This is a genomic window from Haloarcula halobia (assembly GCF_029338255.1).
In the GTDB taxonomy this organism is placed as follows: Archaea; Halobacteriota; Halobacteria; order Halobacteriales; family Haloarculaceae; genus Haloarcula; species Haloarcula halobia.
Genome location: NZ_CP119787.1, coordinates 2,500,260 through 2,516,145, shown reverse-complemented (window position 1 = coordinate 2,516,145; position 15,886 = coordinate 2,500,260). Strand labels below are relative to the sequence as shown.

At 66.6% G+C, this 15,886-nt stretch carries 15 protein-coding genes; 10 read left to right on the top strand and 5 right to left on the bottom strand.

The window, feature by feature from the left end:
* Positions 1 to 36 precede the first annotated feature (36 nt).
* Together P1K88_RS13415 and P1K88_RS13410 are read left to right on the top strand one after the other, a co-directional pair.
* Positions 37 to 705, top strand: coding sequence for an O-methyltransferase (locus tag P1K88_RS13415; protein WP_276410734.1), 669 nt, complete (start codon positions 37 to 39; stop codon positions 703 to 705).
* A 79-nt stretch (positions 706 to 784) separates the two neighbouring features.
* Entirely contained in the window at positions 785 to 1,387 is a 603-nt protein-coding gene (locus P1K88_RS13410; RefSeq protein ID WP_276410733.1) for a chemotaxis protein CheC, read from the top strand.
* 155 nt (positions 1,388 to 1,542) lie between these two features.
* Here the strand turns inward: P1K88_RS13410 and P1K88_RS13405 are convergent, their stop codons facing one another.
* Positions 1,543 to 2,316 carry a DUF6517 family protein gene (locus P1K88_RS13405; protein WP_276410732.1) on the bottom strand — a complete coding sequence of 258 codons (774 nt, stop codon included), beginning with the start codon at positions 2,314 to 2,316 and terminating at the stop codon, positions 1,543 to 1,545.
* Positions 2,317 to 2,441: 125 nt separating this feature from the next.
* Here P1K88_RS13405 and P1K88_RS13400 point away from each other — a divergent pair, with 125 nt between their 5' ends.
* Positions 2,442 to 3,596, top strand: coding sequence for an acyl-CoA dehydrogenase family protein (locus tag P1K88_RS13400; RefSeq protein WP_276410731.1), 1,155 nt, complete (start codon positions 2,442 to 2,444; stop codon positions 3,594 to 3,596).
* A gap of 78 nt (positions 3,597 to 3,674) precedes the next feature.
* Positions 3,675 to 4,460: an N-acyl homoserine lactonase family protein gene (locus tag P1K88_RS13395; protein WP_276410730.1), complete on the top strand. Its 786-nt coding sequence runs from the start codon at positions 3,675 to 3,677 to the stop codon at positions 4,458 to 4,460.
* Here the strand turns inward: P1K88_RS13395 and P1K88_RS13390 are convergent.
* Both P1K88_RS13390 and P1K88_RS13385 read right to left on the bottom strand, forming a co-directional pair.
* A complete protein-coding gene (locus P1K88_RS13390) occupies positions 4,453 to 4,662 on the bottom strand; it encodes a hypothetical protein (protein ID WP_276414167.1) in 210 nt (69 codons plus the stop codon). The two genes, P1K88_RS13395 and P1K88_RS13390, sit on opposite strands and share 8 nt — an antisense overlap.
* Entirely contained in the window at positions 4,659 to 5,411 is a 753-nt protein-coding gene (locus P1K88_RS13385) for a DICT sensory domain-containing protein (protein WP_276410729.1), read from the bottom strand. The genes P1K88_RS13390 and P1K88_RS13385 overlap by 4 nt, the downstream gene beginning before the upstream one ends.
* Before the next feature lie 255 nt (positions 5,412 to 5,666).
* On the opposite strand from P1K88_RS13385, the gene P1K88_RS13380 reads away from it, so the two are divergent.
* From P1K88_RS13380 to P1K88_RS13355, 6 genes are all read left to right on the top strand, one after another.
* Positions 5,667 to 7,565, top strand: a complete 1,899-nt coding sequence (locus P1K88_RS13380) for a 2-oxoacid:acceptor oxidoreductase subunit alpha (protein ID WP_276410728.1) — start codon at positions 5,667 to 5,669, stop codon at positions 7,563 to 7,565.
* A gap of 2 nt (positions 7,566 to 7,567) precedes the next feature.
* Positions 7,568 to 8,506 (top strand): thiamine pyrophosphate-dependent enzyme, encoded by a 939-nt coding sequence (locus P1K88_RS13375; RefSeq protein ID WP_276410727.1) that lies wholly within the window; start codon positions 7,568 to 7,570, stop codon positions 8,504 to 8,506.
* An 85-nt stretch (positions 8,507 to 8,591) separates the two neighbouring features.
* Entirely contained in the window at positions 8,592 to 9,020 is a 429-nt protein-coding gene (lrpA1, locus tag P1K88_RS13370) for an HTH-type transcriptional regulator LrpA1 (protein ID WP_276410726.1), read from the top strand.
* 34 nt (positions 9,021 to 9,054) lie between these two features.
* A complete protein-coding gene (locus tag P1K88_RS13365; protein ID WP_276410725.1) occupies positions 9,055 to 10,665 on the top strand; it encodes a DHH family phosphoesterase in 1,611 nt (536 codons plus the stop codon).
* A 38-nt stretch (positions 10,666 to 10,703) separates the two neighbouring features.
* The gene (locus tag P1K88_RS13360; protein WP_276277878.1) at positions 10,704 to 11,495 is read left to right on the top strand and encodes a CBS domain-containing protein; all 792 of its coding nucleotides are present in this window, start codon (positions 10,704 to 10,706) and stop codon (positions 11,493 to 11,495) included.
* A gap of 49 nt (positions 11,496 to 11,544) precedes the next feature.
* Positions 11,545 to 13,248: an acyl-CoA mutase large subunit family protein gene (locus tag P1K88_RS13355; protein WP_276410724.1), complete on the top strand. Its 1,704-nt coding sequence runs from the start codon at positions 11,545 to 11,547 to the stop codon at positions 13,246 to 13,248.
* A gap of 88 nt (positions 13,249 to 13,336) precedes the next feature.
* Here P1K88_RS13355 and P1K88_RS13350 read toward each other — a convergent pair whose 3' ends face one another.
* Complete coding sequence (locus tag P1K88_RS13350; RefSeq protein WP_276410723.1) at positions 13,337 to 13,600, bottom strand: DUF7520 family protein; 264 nt, start codon at positions 13,598 to 13,600, stop codon at positions 13,337 to 13,339.
* Between the two features lie 291 nt (positions 13,601 to 13,891).
* Positions 13,892 to 15,682 (bottom strand): cbb3-type cytochrome c oxidase subunit I, encoded by a 1,791-nt coding sequence (locus P1K88_RS13345; RefSeq protein WP_276410722.1) that lies wholly within the window; start codon positions 15,680 to 15,682, stop codon positions 13,892 to 13,894.
* Between the last annotated feature and the right edge of the window lie 204 nt (positions 15,683 to 15,886).

Sequence of the window (15,886 nt, the reverse complement as noted above, 5' to 3'; positions counted from 1 at the left end):
GGAGAGATTTACCACCGGGCCGGACACACGACCGGTATGGACGAGACTCCGCTGCTCGACGTCACCGAACAGTTCGCCCGGACGCTCGCCCCCGAGCCCGACGAGGTCATCGCGGAGATGGACGCGAAGGCCGACCGCGAGGGGTTCCCGACGGTCGGCCCGGCCGTGGGCGGGTGGCTCCGGATGCTTGCCCGCATGGTCGACGCCGAGCGGGTCTTCGAGTTCGGCTCCGGCTTCGGCTACTCGGCGTACTGGATGGCCCCGGCACTCCCCGAGGACGGCCAGGTCGTGCTGACCGAGGTCGACGCCGACGAACTCGACGAGGCCCGCGAGTTCCTCGAGCGCGGCGGCTACGCCGACCGGGCGCGCTTCGAACACGGCGACGCCATCGACACCGTCGAGGACTACGCGGGCCCGTTCGACGTGGTGCTCGTCGACAACGAGAAGGACCGCTACGCCGAGGCCTTCGCGGCGGTTCGCGAGAAGGTGCCCGTCGGGGGCGTCGTCGCGGCGGACAACGCCATCGAGGCCGGGCCGCTGGACTTCACGGACGTGCGGGCCCTGCTCGCGGGCGAGTCCGTCGACGCGAACGCGATGAGCAGGGGCATCGCGGACTACCTCGAGACGGTCAGGTCCGACCCGGACTTCGAGACCGGACTCCTCCCGCTGGGCGAGGGGGTCGCGGTGAGCGTCAGAGTCGCGTGAGTCCGATTCTCGCCTGCGAAAATGTGGGTGCACCGCTTATGTACGAGCGGACAGAATCTCCGCCAAGACCCCTTTGCTCATGAGTCTGAAGATAGATATCCGGAAGCTCGGACTGTTCAACCAGATGGCCAAGGAGGGGGGCAACACGGTCGCCAGCCACCTCAGCCAGATGACGGGGATGGAGACGAAGATGGAGATTACCAAGATCAACTTCATCGACATCCCGGACATCAAGACCCACATCGGCGACGAGAAACAGATCGGCATCAGCATCGAGATGGTCGAAAAGCCCCACGGCTACATCCTCTTTCTGTTCAGCGCCCGGAGCGCGAAGGACCTCGCGGCTGGGATGATCGGCGACATGGGCGAGACCGACCCCAGCGCGACCGGTTTCACCGACATGGAGCGGTCGGCCATCCAGGAGATCGGGAACATCATGACCTCCGGGTTCATCGACGGGTGGGCCAACGTCCTGGACACGACCATCGACATCTCCACGCCGAACTTCACGTTCGGGCCGGGTAGCGGGATGGTCGACCAGCTCGTGGGCGACCGAGACGGCGAGATGGCGCTGATGTTCGACTCGCGCGTCCAGGCGCTCGACTCCGACATCAACGTGACCGTCTACACCTTCCCCGAACTCGAGGAACTGGTCGACCTCATGCAGCAAATCGACGTCTGAGGGCGGATTCCTGGTCGAGTCGACCGCTCGAGAGCAGCGAGATAGCCGGGCCGATCGATACTCGGGGAGTGTACCAGTGCGAGTCGCCGGGTCGGGGGCGCCCGGCGACCGTCGGTCCACCGACGGCCAGGACCGGGATGTCGACGTGCAGTGTCTCACTCGACGCCGGCGACGAGGCCGCGGATCTCCTCACCGTAGGCCGCCGGCGTCAGGCCGAGATCGACGTCGACGGAGACCGTGATGCCCTCGCTCAGGTCGTCCTCGACGGTCGTCGCGAAGTTCTGTGCGGGGAAAGCGCCACCGGAGATGAGGACGAAGTCCCCGTGGTGCCAGACGGCCAGCAGCGCCGACACCTCGATGTCCGCCGCCGGGATGGTGACGCGTTCGTCCTCGGTCACCGGGAACTCGATGCCCTCGAAGGGGTAGATGGCGGTCATCTCGACTGTCTCCGCGGTCTCGCCGGTATCGATATCGAGCGTCCCTTCGCCGCGTTTCTCGATGTCGGTCAGTCCCTGGTCGCGCAGCTGCTGTTCGAACTGTTCGCGACTGCTGGCCCGGACTTGGTCGACGATCTCTTCCTGGCCGACGCCGCCCGGGAGGTTGTCCAGGTCGGGGCTGAAGTCGACCCGCGAGGCGAAAAAGACCGCCAGCGCCGTCGCTATCTGTCCCAGCGTCCGGTCGGCTACCTGCGTCTGCAGGCCCTGGTCGACGTACCGCAGGGCGTGCGAGACGGCCTCGAGCGTCACCGGGCCGTAACTGCGTTCGAGCACCGTCCCTGACGTCTCGCCGGTCTGGACCCACTCGCCCTCGTCGAGTCGTTGCCGTGGTACCGCGGGCGGGGGCGTCTCCGCGGCCGCGAGGAACGAACAGCCACCGAGCGCCGCCACACCGACACCCGCACCCGCGGCCAGGTAGTCGCGTCGATCCATACCACTCGCTTGCTATTGACTGCCAAAAGATTACCGGCCGATTATCGGCGATTTCGCGGAAACAACTCCGGCGACGTTTTCGGAAGTTTCACGAGGTATATGGTGGCACGGTCCATGGGTCGGCCATGGAGTTACTCTCAGACGAGCTGGTCCCCGAGCACGCCCACGAGGTCAAGCAGGCCGCACGGGAGTTCGCCGACGAACACATCGCGCCCAACGCCGCCGACTACTACGCGTCCGGCGAGTACCCCGTCGACATCCTCGAAGCGGGGATGGACGCCGGCCTGGTCGCCCAGGACATCGGCGAGGAGTGGGGCGGGAAGGGCTACGACCTCCACCAGATACTCGCCATCGCCGAGGAGTTCTACCGGGCCGACGCCGGTATCGCGCTCACGCTCCAGCTGGCGAGTTTCGGGGCCGAGATCGTCGAGGACCACGGCGACGAGTCCCAGAAAGAGGAGTTCCTTCGGCCGGTCGCCGAGAACGAACAGATCACCGGCCTGGCCGTCTCCGAACCCGAGACCGGCAGCGACCTGGCGGGGATGTCGACGACCGCAGAGAAGGACGGCGACGAGTGGGTGATAAACGGGGAGAAGTACTGGATCGGCAACGGCGTCGAGGCCGACTGGGTGACCGTCTACGCCAAGACGGGCGACGACCCGAACAACCGCTATGGCAACTACTCGATGTTCATCGTGCCCACCGACACCGACGGGTACGACGCCGAGCACATCCCCGAGAAGATGGGCTTTCGCGCCTCCAAGCAGGCCCACATCGTCTTCGACGACTGCCGGGTCCCCGAGGACCACCTCGTCGGCGTCGAGGGCGCCGGATTCTACATGCTCGCGGAGTTCTTCAACCACGGCCGGGTCATCGTCGGCGGCCACGGCCTGGGTCTGGCGACGGCCGCCATCGAGGAGGCCTGGGAGTTCGTCCACGACCGGGAGGCCTTCGGCCGCACCGTCGACGAGTTCCAGGCCGTCCAGCACAAGCTCGCCGACATGCAGCTCGAACTCCAGTCGGCTCGGACGCTCACCTGGCACGCCGCCGACCGCGTGGCGAACCAGGACAACGCCGGGTACTGGGCCGCACTGGCGAAGACCCGCGCCACCGAGGCGGCGACGGACTGCGCCGAGAAGGGGATGCAGCTCCACGGCGGCCGCTCGGTGCTGACCGAGAACCGCATCTCGCGGGTCTACCGTGACGTCCGCATCCCGGTCATCTACGAAGGGGCAAACGACATCCAGCGCAACCTCATCTACCGGCAGGCCCCGCAGTAACGCCGGGTCATTGCGTCGCACTGTCACTCCCTACCTGTTTGGGCCACTCCTTATCCGGCGCTGACACGTATCTGGGGTATGGACGATATCTCGGTCTCGTTCGTCGACCGCGGGACTGTCACTGCCGACATGAACTTCGTGGTCGACGGGCAGGCCGTCGCCACCGCCTCGAACCGCTCGCCCGACCACGAGTACGCCGAGTTCGTCGTCTGGAACCTCGTCATCGAGACGCCCGAGATGACCATCCTCTGGGACACCGGTTCGCATCCCGAGGCCGGCGACGGGTACTGGCCCGCCCCGCTGTACGAGGCGTTCGCTCACGTCGACGCCGCCGACCACCACCTCTCGGACGATCTGGGGGCCGCGGGCTACTCGATCGAGGGCATCGACGCCGTCGTGATGAGCCACCTCCACCTGGACCACGCCGGCGGCCTCTACAACTTTGCGGGGACGGACGTGCCGATCTACGTCCACCGCGAGGAACTGCCCTTCGCGTACTACAGCGCGAAGACCGACGAGGGTTCGATCGCCTACCTCGCCAGCGACTTCGACCACGACCTGAACTGGCAGGTGGTCCACGGCGACCGGTACCACCTGACCGAGGGCGTCGAGTTGCTCAACCTGCCGGGTCACACACCTGGGCTGCTGGGGGCGCTCGTTCATCGGCCCGACCGGCCACTGCTCGTTGTCGGCGACGAGGCCTACGTCGAGGCGAACTACGCCGGCCAGCCCATGGCCACGAGTCTGCTGTGGAACAACGGCGCGTGGAAGGACAGCCTCGAGCGGTGCCGCGACCTCGAGCGCGAGACGGGGGCCGACGTGCTGCTGGGCCACGACCGCTCGGTGTTCGAGAACCTTACGTAAGCCGGGCGTACTCCCGGTCGCGTTCGAGCGTCAGCGTCTCGCCGTCGGCGGTCCGGACGACCCGGCGGTCGTCGCTGCGCTCGCTGACGCGCCAGCGGTCGAAAAACAGGTGCAACTCCAGCTCGAGGCCGCTCACCCGCTGACCGGTCTCGACGATACGGAACATGCGGTTCTCGCCCTCGCCGGCCTCGACCTCGCTCACTGTTCGACGAAGCCGTAGGTCGACTCCAGATGCTCCAGGATGTAGTCGACCGTCGACGGGTCGTAGGTCCAGAACCCGTAGAACGCTCTGGGTTCGCGCTCCTCGGCCAGCAGGGCGCTCTTCTGCTCGTCGTCGCCGCCGCCGTCGAAGACGACGAACCACGAGTTCTCGATCTCGCTTGCCCGCTCGAGATGGAGCGTGAACCGATCGTGGGTGGGTGGATGATGGAGCGTGAACCGATCGTGGGTGGGTGGATCCGAGTCCGGGTACGCGTAGGCGTGGACGTCGACGTCCGTCTCGCCCAGACGCTCGTAGAGGTCGCGTTCGCCCTCGAGCGTCGTGGTGGTCTGGAACCCGGCGTGGAGTGCCCCGCGGCCGACCCGCCAGGCCCGGTCCTCGATCTCCCGGGAGGCAGCCACCAGGCGGTCGATGGACCACGAGGTGAACATCGTCTCGTCCAGGTGGTCGAGAAGCGGCCGGTACGGGCTGTCGCCGACCGATCCCGTGGCCGACCCCGAGCCGAGTTCGTCGCGGAAGGCCGCCAGACTGGTCGCCGTGACCACCTCGCCGTCGTCGCTCAGCGTGACGAACTCGCCGGGCCGGCCGCTCTCGGTGCGTTCCGTCTCGACGCGGATGTTGCGGTCGGCGAACTGCGCCCGCAGTTCGTCACTGACGTCGTCGCCGGCGTTGTACACGGTCAGCGTCTGTTCGTGCCCCTCGACGCCGGCGATGAGTTCGGAGAGCGACATCGACGCCAGAGGTAGGTGGCCCGTCTGGTTATGCCTTCCGCCGGTCAGGGTCCCAGGTTGGTTCCCACGTGTGTATCTGCCCACTCCCGACTCGACGTTCTTCGAACTCCGTTGTCGCTCGCCTCCCGAAATCGGCCGATTGAGCCCCGTCAAACGAAAGATAACGATTAATGAGTGTCGTCGGAGTGGAAAATCTTTAGTCACGGCCCCCCAATTGCCAGAGTACGGCACCTCAGCTGGGGCCGAGATTTAACCATGACAGACAACGAGCTAATCTGGCGAATCGCTGGCGGTTCCGGCGACGGAATCGACTCGACGAGTCAGAACTTCGCGAAGGCCCTGATGCGTTCGGGACTTCACGTGTTCACACATCGCCACTACCCGTCGCGGATCCGGGGTGGCCACACGTACGTGGAGGTACGGGCCAAGGACGAACCGGTACAGTCACGCGGCGACGGCTACAACTTCCTGCTCGCCCTGGGCGACTCGTTCGCACGCAACCCCCAGGAAGAGGCCTACTACGGGAAAGAGGAGCTCAAACCGCTGTACGAGAACTTCGACGAACTGCGCGAGGGCGGCGTCCTGCTGTACGACGAGGGACTCCTCGACGAGGAAGACGTCGACGAGGTCGGCCTCGAGGAGGCCGCCGAGGAGAACGGCTGGGAGGTCGTCCCGATGGACCTGCGCGGCATCGCGAAGGAACACGGCCGCGAGATCATGCGCAACACGGCCGGTATCGGCGCGACCGCCGCCATCCTCGACATCGAGACCGACGAGTTCGAGACGCTCATCGAACAGAACATGAGCGGGGACATGCAGGAAGCGAACCTCGCGGTCCTCGAGGACGCCTACGAGGCGGCCAACGAACTCGACGTCGACCACGACATCGAGGTTCCGGAGAACACCCACGACGAGGAGCAGGTCATCCTCTCGGGCTCCAACGCGATCTCGTATGGGGCCCTCGACGAGGGCTGTCGGTTCATCTCCGGATACCCCATGACCCCGTGGACCGACGTCTTTACCATCATGTCTCAGCACCTGCCGAACTTCGGTGGCATCTCCGAGCAGGTCGAAGACGAGATCGCGGCCGCGGCGCTCGCACTCGGGGCCTCGCACGCCGGCGTCAAGGCCATGTCCGGGTCGTCCGGCGGTGGCTTCGCGCTGATGTCCGAACCGCTCGGCCTCGCGGAGATGACCGAGACGCCCGTCGTGCTGGTCGAGGCGATGCGTGCCGGTCCGTCGACCGGGATGCCGACCAAGCCCGAGCAGGCCGACCTCGAACACGTCCTGTACACGTCACAGGGTGACTCCGCACGGGTCGTGTTCGCCCCAGCAAACATCCGCGAGTGTTACACGCAGACGCGCTCGGCGTTCCGCATCGCCTACGAGTACCAGATCCCGACCATCGTCATCTACGACCAGAAGATCCAGGGCGAGCTCCGGAACCTGCCGGCGAGCCACTTCGACGAGGAACCGAACGCCGACCCAGGCTCGGTCCTCACCGAGGAGGAGATCGAGGAGGCGGCCCACCACTCCTCGGGGAAGTTCAAGCGGTTCCTGCACGAACCCGAGGACGGGTCGAACGTCAGTCCGCGCTCCATCCCCGGCCAGAAGAACGGTCGCTTCCTCGCGACCGGGAACGAGCACAACGAGGAGGGCCACATCAGCGAGGACCCCGCGAACCGTATCGCCCAGATGAACCGCCGGCTCGAGAAGCTCGACGACATCCGTGCGGACCTCGACGAGAACGCCGACCACCAGACCTACCACGGCCCCGAGGAGGCCGACTACGGCATCCTCGTCTGGGGCAGCCAGCAGGACACGGCCTTCGAGGCCGTCGACCGCCTCAACGAGACCGGTCACTCTGTGAAGGCACTGGGCGTCTCCGACATGATGCCCTACCCCGTCGAGGAGGTCAGCGAGTTCCTCGAGTCCGTCGACCAGGCGCTGGTCGTCGAGATGAACGCCACGGGGCAGTTCCGCGGCCTCACGCAGAAGGAGATCGGCAAGTACGGCGACAAGATGTCGAGCCTCCTGAAGTACAACGGCAACCCCTTCGAACCCGCCGAGATCGTCGACGGGTTCGAATCCAGCATCAACGGCGAGGACCTCGCCGCGACCAACATGAAGTACCTCCCCGCAGCGGGTGACTAACTATGAGTGCATTCAGTGCAATCGGAGACGAGAGCGAGATAGACCGAGACGAATTCACACCCGGCATCGAACCGCAGGCGACGTGGTGTCCGGGCTGTGGTGACTTCGGCGTCCTCAAGGCGCTGAAACAGGCCATGCCCATGGTGGGCAAGAACCCCGACGAGGTCGCTCTCTTTACGGGCATCGGCTGTTCCGGGAAACTGAACAGCTACTTCAACAGCTACGGGTTCCACACCATCCACGGCCGCTCGCTGCCCGTCGCTCGGGCCGCGAAACTGGCCAACCCGGAACTGGAAGTCATCGCCGCCGGCGGCGACGGTGACGGCTACGGCATCGGTGGCAACCACCTCATCCACACGGCCCGTGAGAACCACGACATGACCTACATCGTGTTCAACAACGAGATTTTCGGGCTGACGAAGGGCCAGACCTCGCCGACCTCGCCGAAGGGCCACAAGTCAAAGACCCAGCCCCACGGCTCGGCGAAGTCGCCCATCCGGCCGCTCAGCCAGTCGCTGAACGCCGGTGCGACCTACATCGCTCGCACCGCCGCGGTCAACCCGAACCAGGCCAAGGAGATCATCGCCGAGGCCATCGAACACGACGGGTTCGCCCACATCGACTTCCTCACGCAGTGTCCGACCTGGAACAAGGACGCGAAACACTACGTCCCGTATACGGACATCCAGCAGTCCGACGAGCACGACCACGACGTCAACGACCGCCAGGAGGCGGCGGAGATGATGTTCCAGACCGAGAACAAGCTCTACGAGGGTGAGGTGCTGACCGGTCGCTACTACGTCGACGACCAGAGCCCGTCCTACGGTGAGGAGAAGCGTGCGACCGGCGAGATGCCCGACGAGCCACTCGCCGAGCGCTACTTCGACGAGGACGCCGAGTGGGAGCGCACCTACGACGAGCTGCTCCACCACCACAAGTAACCCGTCGACAACCCCGTTTGGGCTGTCGTACACGAGGGGTTTCTTGTTCGGAAGATATTTTTTTGTCCACGGAAAAATACGCTACATGAGCACCGAGTCGACGGAGCGTCGAATCCTGTCTATCCTTGAGGAAGACGCACAGGCGTCGTACGCCGAGATCGCTGACAGAGCCGACGTTTCGAAACCGACGGTGCGAAAGTACATCGAGAAGCTCGAGGAGGAGGGCGTCATCGTCGGCTACTCGGCCGACGTGGACCCGAAGAAACTCGCGGGCCAGTCTATCGCGCTGGTGGGGATGGACGTGGCGAGCGAGCGGTACGTCGAGGCGACGCGCCAGCTGAAGAACGTCGACGCCATCGAGGCACTGTACACGTCGAGCGGCGACCACATGCTGATGGCCGAGGTCCGCGCGCCCGACGGCGGGTCGATGGCCAGGGTCATCGAGGACGATATCCTCGCGCTCGACGGCGTCACCGCCGCACACCCCTCGTTCCTCCAGGAACGACTGAAGTGAAGGGTTTTTAGCCGCTCCGGGTAGAGGAGCTGGTATGTCTTCCCGGCTGGTGCTGGGCGCCGGGCCCACCGCGTTGTCGCTGCTCGATACGCTCGGTGACAGGCAGGGTGACCTCGTGGTCGTCACCGACGACAGGCCCCGGGCCGGGGCGCTCCGGGACGACGGCATCGGCGTGACAGAGGCCGACCAGACGGACCCCGACGAACTCGTGGCACTCGACGTCGCGCCGGACACCGTCGTCGTCGCCTCCGAGGACCCCGCGACGAACCTGCGGGCCGCGCGGACGGCGGCCACGCTGTTTCCCGACGCGTTCCTGCTCGTCTACACCGGCACGGGGGCGACTGCCGACCAGCGCGAGTCCTTCGGGACCGTCGCCGACAGACTCGTCGACCCAGAGGAGGTGCTCACCGGCTGGTTCAGGGAGGCCGTCGGCGAGGACGGGACGCGCGTCCGCCAGCTCCAGCGTATCCTCCGGGACGTCGACGGGGAACTGGCCATCGTGACCCACGACAACCCCGACCCCGACGCCATCGCCAGCGCCGTCGCCCTGGCAAAACTGGCCGACCGCGCCGACTGTTCGGCGACCGTCTGCTACTACGGCGACATCTCCCACCAGGAGAACCGGGCGTTCGTCAACCTGCTCGACTACGACCTCGAGAACTTAGAGCCCGGAGACCACGAGGGACTCGACCGGTTCGCCGGGTTCGCGCTGGTCGATCACTCCCGGCCAGGCGTCAACGACCAGCTGCCCGAGGACCTCGACATCGACATCGTCATCGACCACCACCCACCGCGGGTGCCGATAGAGGGACGGTTCGTCGACCTCCGGAGCGGCGTCGGCGCGACGAGCACGTTGCTGGTGGACTACTTCCGACGGTTCGACGTCGACATCCCCGGACCCATCGCGACGGGGCTGCTCTTTGGCATCCGTGTCGACACGCGGGACTTCCGCCGGGAAGTCTCCGCCGAGGACTTCCTGGCGGCGGCGCGCCTGGTCGAGCGGGCCGACATGGGTATCCTCCAGCGCATCGAGGACCCGAGCGTGACCTCGGAGACGCTTTCGGTCATCGGGCGGGCCATCACGAACCGCGAGCAGGAGGGGTCGGTCCTGCTCAGCTGTGTCGGCCAGGTCGCCGACCGGGACGCGCTGGCCCAGGCCGCGGACCGACTGCTCGACCTGGATGGCGTCCACGCGACGATGGTCTACGGCGTGATGGAGGGAACCATCTACGCGTCGGCCCGGGCCCGCGGCGCGGACATCGACCTGGGGGAGGCGCTCCGTGACGCCTTCGGGCAGATCGGGTCGGCGGGCGGCCACGCCGACATGGCCGGCGCCCAGATCACGCTGGGCGTCTTGGAGTCCGTCGACGACCGGGCGGAGTCGCTGCACGACATCGTCACGGGGGTCGTCAACAACCGGTTCCTCGAGGCCGTCGAGGCGCGGTCGAACCGCCTGCTTGACGTGTACGGCCCCTCGGAGTACGCGACCGAGGGATTCGCCAGCGCGACGCTGGGCGACTCGCTGGTCGGGCGGGCGCGCCCCGACGAGGGCGAGTCGAAATCGAGCTCGAACGGCGAGACCGGCGACGAGGACGACGAGGCGACGGCCCCGGCGAGCGGCGACGGCGACGCCGACCCCCGGTAGGGGAGTCTTTTTGGCCGTCGGTCGTCAATCGAGTGTCGATGGAGGACTCCGGCCGGCCGACCGTCGGGGAGTACATGACACGCGACGTCGCCACCGTCGAACTCGACGACACGGTTGCCGAGGTCGCCGAGCGCATCTCGAACAACGAGGAGTTCAGCGGCTTCCCGGTCACCGACGGCCGGCGGGTCGAGGGGTTCGTCAGCTCCCGCGACCTGCTCTTAGCCGAGGACCACGAACCGATGTTCCGCGTGATGACCGACGACATCCTCGTCGCCCACCCGGAGATGGCCGTCCAGGACGCCGCCCGGGTCATCCTCCGGTCGGGTATCCAGAAGCTGCCGGTGGTCGACGACGCGGGCAACCTCGTGGGCATCATCTCGAACGCCGACGTCATCCGCTCGCAGATAGAGCGCGCGACCCCCGACAAGGTGGACAAACTGGGCCGGACCCTAGAGAACATCCACGGGACGACGGTCCACGAGGAGCGGCGGACGGTGTCCCTGGCGGACCTGACGCCGACACAGACGACGGTCTACGCGGACGAGCTGGAGGGCCGGGTCTACGAGCTCGAGCGGAAACTGGCCGAACCGCTCGTGGTCATCGACAACGGCGGCGACCTGTTGCTCGCGGACGGCCACCACCGGGTGAAGGCCGCCGAGCGCCTCGACATCGACCGGATGGACGCCTACGTCATCGTGCTCGACCCCCCGGTGGAACTGGGGATGGCGAAGACGGCCGCCGAGTCCGACCTCGAGTCCATCGCCGACATCGACGTCGTCGACTACGCCCACCACCCGCTGGTCGAGACGACCCAGCGCCTCCAGGAGTGACGGGGGAAGCGCCCGAACGTTCATGCAATCTGGTGTCATATAACGTGGTATGTACGACGAGGCGGACCTCCGGAAGATCCGTGAGTCCAAGGACGCCTGGGAGAACGACACGCTGGACCCGGCGCTGGACGCCCACGGCGAACGCCGCGACCGCTTTGCCACCGTCTCGAACCTCGAGGTCGACCGGCTCTACACCCCGCTCGACGTCGCCGACATCGACTACGACGCCGACCTGGGGTTCCCCGGCGAGGCGCCGTACACTCGCGGCGTCTACCCGACGATGTATCGGGGCAGGACCTGGACGATGCGGCAGTTCGCCGGGTTCGGGACCGCCGAGGAGACAAACGAGCGGTTCCACTACCTGACCGACGAGGGCCAGACGGGGCTCTCGACGGCCTTCGACATGCCGACGCTGATGGGGCTGGATTCGGACGACCCGATGGCCGACGGCGAGGTGGGCAAGGAGGGCGTCGCCGTCGACACCCTCGCGGACATGGAGGTGCTCTTCGACGGCATCGACCTGGGCGAGGTCTCGACCTCCTTCACCATCAACCCGAGCGCACCGGTCGTCTACGCGATGTACGTCGCGCTGGCCGACCAGCAAGGCGTGGCTCGCGACCAGATTCGGGGCACCCTCCAGAACGACATGTTCAAGGAGTTCATCGCACAGAAGGAGTGGGTCGTCCCCCCGGAGCCCTCGCTGAAGCTCGTCACCGACGTCATCGAGTACGCAAGCGATGAGACGCCCAACTTCAAGCCCGTCTCGGTGTCGGGCTATCACATCCGCGAGGCGGGATCGACGGCCGTCCAGGAACTGGCGTTCACGCTGGCCGACGGCTTCGCCTACGTCGAGGACTGCCTCCACCGGGGGCTGGACGTCGACGACTTCGCCCCCCAGCTGTCCTTTTTCTTCAACTCGCACAACGCCATCTTCGAGGAGGTGGCGAAGTTCCGGGCCGCGCGGCGCATCTACGCCCGGGTGATGGACGAGTGGTACGGCGCGGCCCGCCCCCAGAGCAAGCAACTGAAGTTCCACACCCAGACGGCCGGCCAGTCCCTGACCGCCCAGCAACCGCTCAACAACGTCGTCCGGGTGACCATCCAGGCGCTGGCGGGCGTCCTCGGGGGCACCCAGAGCCTCCACACCAACTCCTTCGACGAGGCGCTGGCGCTGCCCTCCGAGGAGGCGGTCCGGGTCGCCCTGCGGACCCAGCAGATAATCGCCGAGGAGTCCGGCGCCGCCGACATCGTCGACCCGCTCGGGGGGGGTTTCGCCGTCGAGGCGCTCACCGACGACATCGAGTCGCAGGCGATGGCCTACATCGAACACATCAAGGAGGAGCTGGGTGACGGGTCGGTCCGCGACGGCGTCCTCGCGGGCATCGAGCAGGGGTACTTCCAGCGCGAGATCCAGGACTCGGCCTACGAGTACCAGGAACGTGTCGAGCGCGACGAAGAGGTCGTCGTCGGCGTGAACGCCTACACCGTCGCCGAGGAGACCGAACCAGAACTGCTGCGCGTCGACGAATCCGTCCAGCAGCGACAGCACGAGCGCCTCGAACGGGTGAAAGCCGAGCGCGACGACGCGGCCGTCGAGGCCCACCTGGCCGCGCTCCGTGACCGCGTCGACGAGGGGGACAACGTCGTGCCGGCCATCGTGGACGCGGTGAAAGACTACGCGACGATGGGCGAGATAATGGCCGTCTTCGAGGCGGCCTACGGGTCCTACACCGAGACGGCGGGCGCGGTCTGAGCCGTCGGCCCGCCCTCCCGGTCCGTCGTCGGCGACGCGGGCCCGTCGGTCCGTGCGTCGACAGCCCGGTGACCTGCGGGACCGGCCGTCACTCGCTCGCCTCGTCGTACCGCGAGACGTAGACGACCAGCAAGAGCAACACCCCGAGCCCCACGCCCACTGTCGTCACTCCGTAGATGGCGACCCCCAGCGGCGTCGGCGGGAGCGGGATGATCCCGAACAGCACTGGCTGGAGGTTCTCCGGGCGGATGACGCCGAGCACGTACCCCATCACGCCCGCCAGGGCGACGATGGCGACGTAGAGGCGGACGACGATTCTGTCGCCGGATCTCGCGGCGACTGCTTCGCTCATACCAGAGCGTCGGCCGCGAGACGATTAGCCTTTTTCACTTCCGTCCCCTACGGAGGGTATGTCCCAGAAGGAACTGCTGTTCCTCGTGCTCTCCGGCATCGCCGTGATGATGTTCGTGACCGCCATGGTGCTGGTCGCCGGCGCGGCCTGACTGTCCTCGTGTGCTCCCGGCGGGTCGCTCTCCCTGTCGTCCAGCGTCACTGCGCCAACGGACGAGCCCGTCACTCGCCGGTTCGTCGGCGCTGTGCGTGAATCTATGCGTCCGCCGTCGCGAAAACAGGGCCGCCCGTCTCAGTCGTCCGCGTCGGTCCGCTCGCCGCCGTCGGGCAGCACTGACTGGTCCTCGTCTTCACCGCCGTCGGCGACGGCCGTCTCGAGCTTCCGGTCGAACCACTCGAACTCGCGGTCGAGCATGCCGTCGCGCTCCAGGTCCCACGGGTCGCCGTCCTGGACGACCGGGCCCTCGAGCCACGACTGGACGAGGTTCCAGACGAAGATTATCTGGCCGACGAACAGGATGACCGCACCGACGGACGCGGCGATGTGGAACGTCTGGACCTGTGCCAGCGGCGCGATGGCGCCGTCGAACTGGTAGGTCGCGTACCGGCGGGGCATCCCGAGGTAGCCAAGCGCCAGCATCGCGAAGAACGTGATGTTCGTCCCGACCATCGAGAGCCAGAAGTGGGCCTTCCCGAGCGTACGCTGGTACATCCGGCCGGTGAAGACCGGGAACCAGTAGTAGATGCCGGCGAACGCGGCAAAGCCGATGGCGCCCATGACGATGTAGTGGAAGTGGCCGACGACGTAGTAGGTGTCGTGGAGGATGAGGTTGACCGGGACCGCGGCGAGGAAGACGCCGGTCACGCCGCCGATGATGAAGTTCGCGATGAAGCCGATACAGAACAGCATCGGCGTCGTCAGGCGCAGCCGGCCGTTCCACATCGTCGTGATCCAGTTGAACGTCTTGACTGCACTCGGGATGGCGATAGCGATCGAGACGGCCATGAACGAGGCCCGCAGTCGCGGGTCCATGCCCGTCGAGAACATGTGGTGGGCCCAGACGCCGAAGGACAGCACGCCGATGGCCAGCGTCGAGTAGACGACGAACTTGAAGCCAAAGAGCTTCCGGCCCGAGAACTTCGGCAGGATGAGGCTGACCAGGCCCATCGGCGGCAGGACCAGGATGTACACTTCGGGGTGGCCGAAGAACCAGAACAGGTGCTGCCAGAGCAGCGGCCCGCCGCCCTCGACAGCGAAGAACGTCGTCGCGAGGTTGCGGTCGAGCAGCAGCATGACGATGGCGCTGCCCAGCAGCGGGAAGGCAAAGAGGATGAGCGCCGACTGGGTGAGGACCGTCCACGAGAAGATGTCAAGCGTCGCCCAGCTCACCTCGTCGTCTCGCTCGGTGAAGATGGTCGCGATGAAGTTGATGGCCCCCATGGTCGCCGCGACGCCCGAGAGGTGCAGGCCGAGCAGCATGAAGTCGACGCCGGGGTTGGTCTGTTCGACCGACAGCGGCGTGTACATCGTCCAGCTGGTCTGGGCCGGTTCGATCATGTTGCCGGTGATGGGCGCGAGGAAGAACCCGGCCCAGATGAGCAGCGCCGCGGGCGGGAGCAGCCAGAACGCGATTGCGTTGATGCGCGGGAACGCCATGTCGTCGGCCCCGATGAGCAGCGGGATGAAGTAGTTCGCGAACGCCGCGATGATGGGCGTCCCGAACAGGAACAGCATCGTGATGCCGTGGCTCGTCAGGATGCCGTTGTACGCGTTCGGCCCCAGCAGGGCACCGGCGGGCGTGACCAGCTGGAGGCGGATGAGCATCGCCATGATGCCGCCCACGGCGAGCGCGATGACCGCGTAGGCCCCGTAGAGGAGGCCGATGTCCTTGTGGTCGACGGTCGTCAGCCAGCGGATGACCCCCGTCGGCTTCTCTCTGTGGACGACGGTCTCGCCGGTAGCGGAACCCCCGCCCGCCAGCGGCGTGTACGACCGCCAGTCCTCGATGCGTGTCAAAAGCGCGGCAATGCCGACGAGGAGGACGGCCATCAACCCCGTCAGCAATAGATCTCCTGCTGCCATGGTCGCCCTTCGGGACTAGACGATAATGAAAGGGTCGGTTCCGCGCCGCCCTCGGTCGGTCCGTCTCCGTCTTCAGGCGTCGTCGTCAGTCTGCTCGATCGCCGCTTGGGCGTCCGCTCCCTCGTCGTCGAGCGCCGCCGACTCCTCGGTCGTCCCCTCGATTTCCGGGTCGCTGTCGGTCGGTTCCTCGAGCGCCGCCGCCTC

Bases quoted from the DNA above. Each gene is read 5' to 3' on its own strand.
- P1K88_RS13415 (WP_276410734.1), top strand. From the start codon at position 37: ATGGACGAGACTCCGCTGCTCGACGTCACCGAACAGTTCGCCCGGACG.
- P1K88_RS13410 (WP_276410733.1), top strand. From the start codon at position 785: ATGAGTCTGAAGATAGATATCCGGAAGCTCGGACTGTTCAACCAGATG.
- P1K88_RS13405 (WP_276410732.1), bottom strand. From the start codon at position 2,316: ATGGATCGACGCGACTACCTGGCCGCGGGTGCGGGTGTCGGTGTGGCG.
- P1K88_RS13400 (WP_276410731.1), top strand. From the start codon at position 2,442: ATGGAGTTACTCTCAGACGAGCTGGTCCCCGAGCACGCCCACGAGGTC.
- P1K88_RS13395 (WP_276410730.1), top strand. From the start codon at position 3,675: ATGGACGATATCTCGGTCTCGTTCGTCGACCGCGGGACTGTCACTGCC.
- P1K88_RS13385 (WP_276410729.1), bottom strand. From the start codon at position 5,411: ATGTCGCTCTCCGAACTCATCGCCGGCGTCGAGGGGCACGAACAGACG.
- P1K88_RS13380 (WP_276410728.1), top strand. From the start codon at position 5,667: ATGACAGACAACGAGCTAATCTGGCGAATCGCTGGCGGTTCCGGCGAC.
- P1K88_RS13375 (WP_276410727.1), top strand. From the start codon at position 7,568: ATGAGTGCATTCAGTGCAATCGGAGACGAGAGCGAGATAGACCGAGAC.
- lrpA1 (WP_276410726.1), top strand. From the start codon at position 8,592: ATGAGCACCGAGTCGACGGAGCGTCGAATCCTGTCTATCCTTGAGGAA.
- P1K88_RS13365 (WP_276410725.1), top strand. From the start codon at position 9,055: ATGTCTTCCCGGCTGGTGCTGGGCGCCGGGCCCACCGCGTTGTCGCTG.
- P1K88_RS13360 (WP_276277878.1), top strand. From the start codon at position 10,704: ATGGAGGACTCCGGCCGGCCGACCGTCGGGGAGTACATGACACGCGAC.
- P1K88_RS13355 (WP_276410724.1), top strand. From the start codon at position 11,545: ATGTACGACGAGGCGGACCTCCGGAAGATCCGTGAGTCCAAGGACGCC.
- P1K88_RS13350 (WP_276410723.1), bottom strand. From the start codon at position 13,600: ATGAGCGAAGCAGTCGCCGCGAGATCCGGCGACAGAATCGTCGTCCGC.
- P1K88_RS13345 (WP_276410722.1), bottom strand. From the start codon at position 15,682: ATGGCAGCAGGAGATCTATTGCTGACGGGGTTGATGGCCGTCCTCCTC.